Genomic DNA, 4739 nt, shown 5'->3' on the forward strand with positions numbered 1-4739 from the left:
CGGTGGCCAGTTGGACCCCGACCGCTTCTGGCAGGTGCACCGCTCCACCATCATCAACCTCGACCACCTCGCCGGCACGCGCCGCGACGAGCAGAGCCGGCTCTTCGTGCGCATTCGCGGCCAGGCTCGCGAGCTGCCTGTCAGCCGCGCCTACGTTCATCTGTTCAAGGCGATGTAGAACGGCCTTCACCCGGCTTAGAGTCGGGGCATGCTGTTGTCCCGCCGCTGCCTGCTGTTCGCCCCGGCTGTACTGCTGGGCACGGCCCAGGCCGCGCCGCCATTGGAGTGGGTGGCCGGGAATCTGCCACCCTTTGCGTGGGAGGCGAGCGGTGGCCCACGCGGCTTCGCCCACGAGTTGGCCGTTGCCATGGCCCAGCGCCTGGGCAGGCCGGCCCTCGTCAGCTACGTCCCCTGGGCGCGCGCGGTGCGCACGGTCGAGCAGGGGCGGCACTACGGCATCTTTCCGCTGGCGCGGACGCCGGACCGCGAGGCCCGCTTCCAGTGGCTGGTGCCGCTGATGACGGTGCGCTACGGCCTCTACACCCTCGCGACCGAGTCGCGCCTGGAGCTCGACCAGTTGCGTGAGCTGCGCATCGGCGTGCTGCGCGGCTCACCCATTGCGGCCAATCTGCGGGCCGAGCGCTTCAAGACCATCGTCGAAGCGAAAGACTACCGCGACCTGTTGCGCCTCCTGCGCGAGCAGGCGCTGGATGCCGTCTACGCCGGCACGCCCATGCTGGAGGCCGCAATGGACGAGTATGGCCAAGCCCGCATGCTCTTCGTGTTGCAGACGACGCTCGGCGAAGCCACGCTCTACATGGCCGCGTCGCTCGGGCTCGATGCCGCGGAGGCACGGCGCTGGGTCGCGGCCTACCGCCAGCTTGAAGAAGACGGCACCGTCGCCCGCATCCGCCGCCGCTACCTCCAGTAAGTTCTGGGGGCATGTCCGAAAACTGCCAGGATCTGGCAGGGGCCCGTCCTAGACTGGCTGCATGTTGTCCGAGACCCTCCCACCTGACGCCGCCTACGCCGTCCTGCAGTCGCACGACGCGCGCTTTGACGGGCGGCTCTACGTGGGCGTCACGTCCACCGGCATCTACTGCCGCCCTGTATGCCGGGTGCGCCTGCCGCGGCGCGAGAACTGCCGCTTTTTCTCGACGGCGGCCCAGGCCGAAGCCGCCGCCTTTCGCCCCTGCATGAAATGCCGGCCCGAGCTGGCACCGCGCGCCCTGCCGTGGACGACGATGGACGCCTCGCGAACGCTCGCCCAGCAGGCCGCTGCCTGGCTGGATGCCTGCGATGACGCCGAGGCCAGCGTCGAAGACCTGGCAGCCCATCTCGGCATCACGAGCCGGCACCTGCGCCGCATCTTTCAGGCCGAGCACGGCGTTTCACCGCTGCAATACCTGCAGACGCGCCGCCTGCTGCTCGCCAAGGCCCTGCTGACCGACAGCACGCTGCCCGTCAGCGAGATCGCCTTCGCGGCCGGCTATGCGAGCCTGCGGCGCTTCAACGCCGCCTTCGTCGAGCACTACCGCCTGCAGCCCACAGCCCTGCGGCGCGAGGGTGGCGGTGCGGCCCCCGTGTCGCGGCTGCGGCTGAGCTACCGCCAGCCCTATGACGTGGCTGGCGTGCTGGCGTTTCTTGCGCCGCGTGCGATCACGGGGGTTGAGCGGGTGGAGGAGGGCGGCGTCACACGCTCCCTGGCGCTGACTCACGCCGGCCGGCGCCATGCCGGCTGGCTGCGCGTGAGCTTCGCCAAGGCGGGAGAGGTCGGCGTCGAACTGTCCCCCACGCTCTGGCCTGCCGTCGGCTCGCTATTGCCGCTGTTGCGCCGCTGGCTGGACCTGGACGCCGAACCCGAGGCCATCGCCGCTGCGTTGGGCGAGGCGGCCGTCGCAGGCCAGCGGCTGCCGGGTTGCCTGGACCGCTTCGAGCTGGCGGTACGCGCCGTCCTGGGCCAGCAGGTCACCGTGGCCGCCGCTCGCACACTCGCCGGCCGTTTCGTCGAGCGTTTCGGCGAAGCCTTGTCCGACGCACCCGAAGGTTGCCAACGCTTGTTCCCCACACCCGAGCGCATTGCCGAGGCGACGCGCGACGACATCGCGTCACTCGGCATCATTGGCCGGCGTGCTGACAGCCTCATCGCCCTGGCCCAGGCCTGGCCGACGCTGGCCTTTGCCCGCCACGAGGGTTCACCAGAAGCCGCTGCCGCCGAGCTGACGGCCATCCCCGGCGTCGGCCCCTGGACAGCCGGCTACATGTTGATGCGGGGCTGGAGCTGGCCCGACGCCTTCCCCCCCGGCGACGTTGTCTTGCGCAAGGCCCTGAGCCGCGAAGGCCCGTTGCTGTCGCCCAAGGCCTATCTCGAAGCCGCGGAGCACTATCGCCCCTACCGCAGCTACGCCGTCCTTCATCTCTGGAGAAGGGCTTGACCCACCCCGTACGCGCTTCGCGCGCGCCCTCAAGGGGGCACTGCCAGCGGCCTGACAAAGCCAGTTCCGCGGCAGTCGCGCGGCCAATCAGAAAGATCGGAGTTACTCGATGAACCATCACGTTTTGCAACGCAGGATCGAAACCCCACTCGGCCCGCTGACGGCCGCACGCAGCGCCACGGGCCTGTCGGGCCTGTGGTTTGACGGGCAGAAGCACCATCCCGGCGCGCTTGACGCGCCTGAGGACGACGGCAGCGACGCCGTCCTGTCGGCCACCGAAGCCGCGCTGACGGCCTATTTCAGCGGCAAGTCTTTCGACCTGCCGCCGCTGGACCCGGCCGGCACGGCCTTTCAGCGCGAGGTCTGGCAGGCGCTGCTGGCCATCGCTCCGGGGCAGCCCTCGACCTATGGCGCACTGGCCGAGCGGCTGGGGCGCGCCAGTGCGGCGCGGGCGCTGGGCGCCGCAGTAGGCCGCAACCCGATCTCCGTTCTTGTGCCCTGCCATCGCGTCGTCGGCGCCGATGGCTCATTGACTGGCTATGCCGGCGGGTTGGAGCGCAAGCTGGCCCTGTTGAGCCTGGAGGGTGCTACCGCATGAAGGCTTTCGACATCGGCGAGCTGGTACTGCTCGCCGCGCTCTGGGGCGCCTCCTTCCTGTTCATGCGCCTCGGGGCCCATGAGTTCGGGCCGATCGCGCTGGCGGCCGTGCGCGTCGGCCTGGCCAGCGCCATGCTGATCCCGCTGCTGGCAGCGCGCGGCAATCTGGCTGACCTGCGCAATCACTGGAAGGGCTTGCTGCTCGTCGGCGCGCTCAACAGCGCCATCCCGTTTGCGTTGTTCTCCTTCGCGGCCCTGTCGATCACGGCCGGCCTGTCCAGCATCGTCAACGCGACGACGCCGTTGTGGACGGCCGTCGTCGCCTTCGTCTGGTTGCGCCAGGGGCTGACACCATGGCGCGTGCTCGGCCTCGTCATCGGCTTTGCGGGCGTGGCCTTCCTGGCCTGGGACAAGGCCGGCTTCAAGCCCGGCGAGGACCATTCGGGCTTCTGGGCCGTGCTGGCCTGCGCGACGGCCACCCTCTGCTACGGCATCGCGGCGAACGCAACCAAGCGCTATCTCGCCGGCGTTTCTCCTCTCGCCGTGGCCACTGGCAGCCAGTTCGCCGCCGCCGTGCTGCTGGCGCTGCCAGCCGCCTGGCTGTGGCCGGCCGCCATGCCGAGCAACGTCGCCTGGGGCTCGGCGCTGGCGCTTGCCGGCCTGTGCACGGCGCTGGCCTACATCCTCTATTTCCKGCTGATGAGCCGAGTCGGGCCGACGAACGCGGTATCGGTGACCTTTCTCATCCCGCTCTTTGCCATCCTGTGGGGGGCGCTCTTCCTGCAGGAAGCCATCACGTCCCAGATGGTGGCGGGTGGCGCCATCGTGCTGGTCGGCATTGCGCTGGCGCTGGGCCTGGTGGGTCCCAAGCCGCGCTGAAGTCACGCCGCGGATCTCCAGGCGCCTCGGCGCGGTGCAAACAGTGATAGCGTGCGCGCCATTGCAATTGGTAGCGCTACCTTCAGGCGCATGGAGACCGCACGATGTCCTTGCTCCCATCCCGCCGCTGGATCGGCGCTCTCGGCTTGCTGGCCGCACAGATCCTGGCCACCACCGCCATGGCCCAGCCCTCGGGCGGCCCTTATGGTCCGGTGCCGCAACGCTACGCGGTGCCCAAGGCGCCGCACGTCTATTTCGTGGCGCCAGACGGCAAGGCCGAGGCTTCCGGCGCATCGGTCAACGAGGCCACGTCCATCGAAACTGCAGTGACGCGCGTCGTCACGGGCGACGCCATCGTCATGCGCGGCGGCACCTACCGCACCGGTGGGCTGCAGCTCAACCAGGGCATCACCATCCAGCCCTATCTGGATGAAGTGCCTGTGCTCAAGGGCACGCGCATGGCGACCGAGTGGCAGAGCCTGGGCAACAACGTCTGGCGCACGAAATGGGCCACGCTGTTCCCGGCCCAGCCGCTGGGCTGGTGGCAACGGGAGCGTGAGGGCATGAAGACGCCGCTGCACCGCTTCAACAACGACATGGTCTTCATCGACGGCGAGCCGCTGCAGTCCGCGGGCTGGGAAGGCGAGGTCAGTGCCAAGGCCTACTACGTCGACTACGCCAAGGGTCATGTCTACATCGGCGCCGACCCGACCGGTCGCCTCGTCGAGATCACGGCGCACGACATCGCCCTGCACCGCCCCTCGCGCGAAGTCCACGGCAAGCCGTCGGACCGCAAGGGCCCGACTCTGCGCGGCATCACCTTCACGC

Annotated in this window: 6 protein-coding genes; all 6 read left to right on the top strand. The window is 69.5% G+C overall.

Going from position 1 to position 4739, the window contains the following annotated elements; genetic code table 11:
• The coding region (locus ACXJKR_RS24515) for a LytTR family DNA-binding domain-containing protein (protein WP_457325040.1) at positions 1–178 on the top strand (178 nt) is incomplete at its 5' end.
• Positions 179–208: 30 nt separating this feature from the next.
• The gene (locus tag ACXJKR_RS24520) at positions 209–931 is read left to right on the top strand and encodes a substrate-binding periplasmic protein (RefSeq protein WP_457325035.1); all 723 of its coding nucleotides are present in this window, start codon (positions 209–211) and stop codon (positions 929–931) included.
• 61 nt (positions 932–992) lie between these two features.
• Positions 993–2435 carry an Ada metal-binding domain-containing protein gene (locus tag ACXJKR_RS24525; protein WP_457325036.1) on the top strand — a complete coding sequence of 481 codons (1443 nt, stop codon included), beginning with the start codon at positions 993–995 and terminating at the stop codon, positions 2433–2435.
• Between the two features lie 109 nt (positions 2436–2544).
• Positions 2545–3033, top strand: a complete 489-nt coding sequence (locus ACXJKR_RS24530; RefSeq protein ID WP_457325037.1) for a methylated-DNA--[protein]-cysteine S-methyltransferase — start codon at positions 2545–2547, stop codon at positions 3031–3033.
• The gene (locus tag ACXJKR_RS24535; protein ID WP_457325038.1) at positions 3030–3911 is read left to right on the top strand and encodes a DMT family transporter; all 882 of its coding nucleotides are present in this window, start codon (positions 3030–3032) and stop codon (positions 3909–3911) included. Before ACXJKR_RS24530 ends, ACXJKR_RS24535 begins: the two co-directional genes overlap by 4 nt.
• 104 nt (positions 3912–4015) lie before the next feature.
• On the top strand, positions 4016–4739 hold a 724-nt coding region (locus ACXJKR_RS24540; RefSeq protein ID WP_457325039.1), incomplete at its 3' end, for a hypothetical protein.

This window comes from Roseateles sp. P5_E11 (assembly GCF_054049355.1).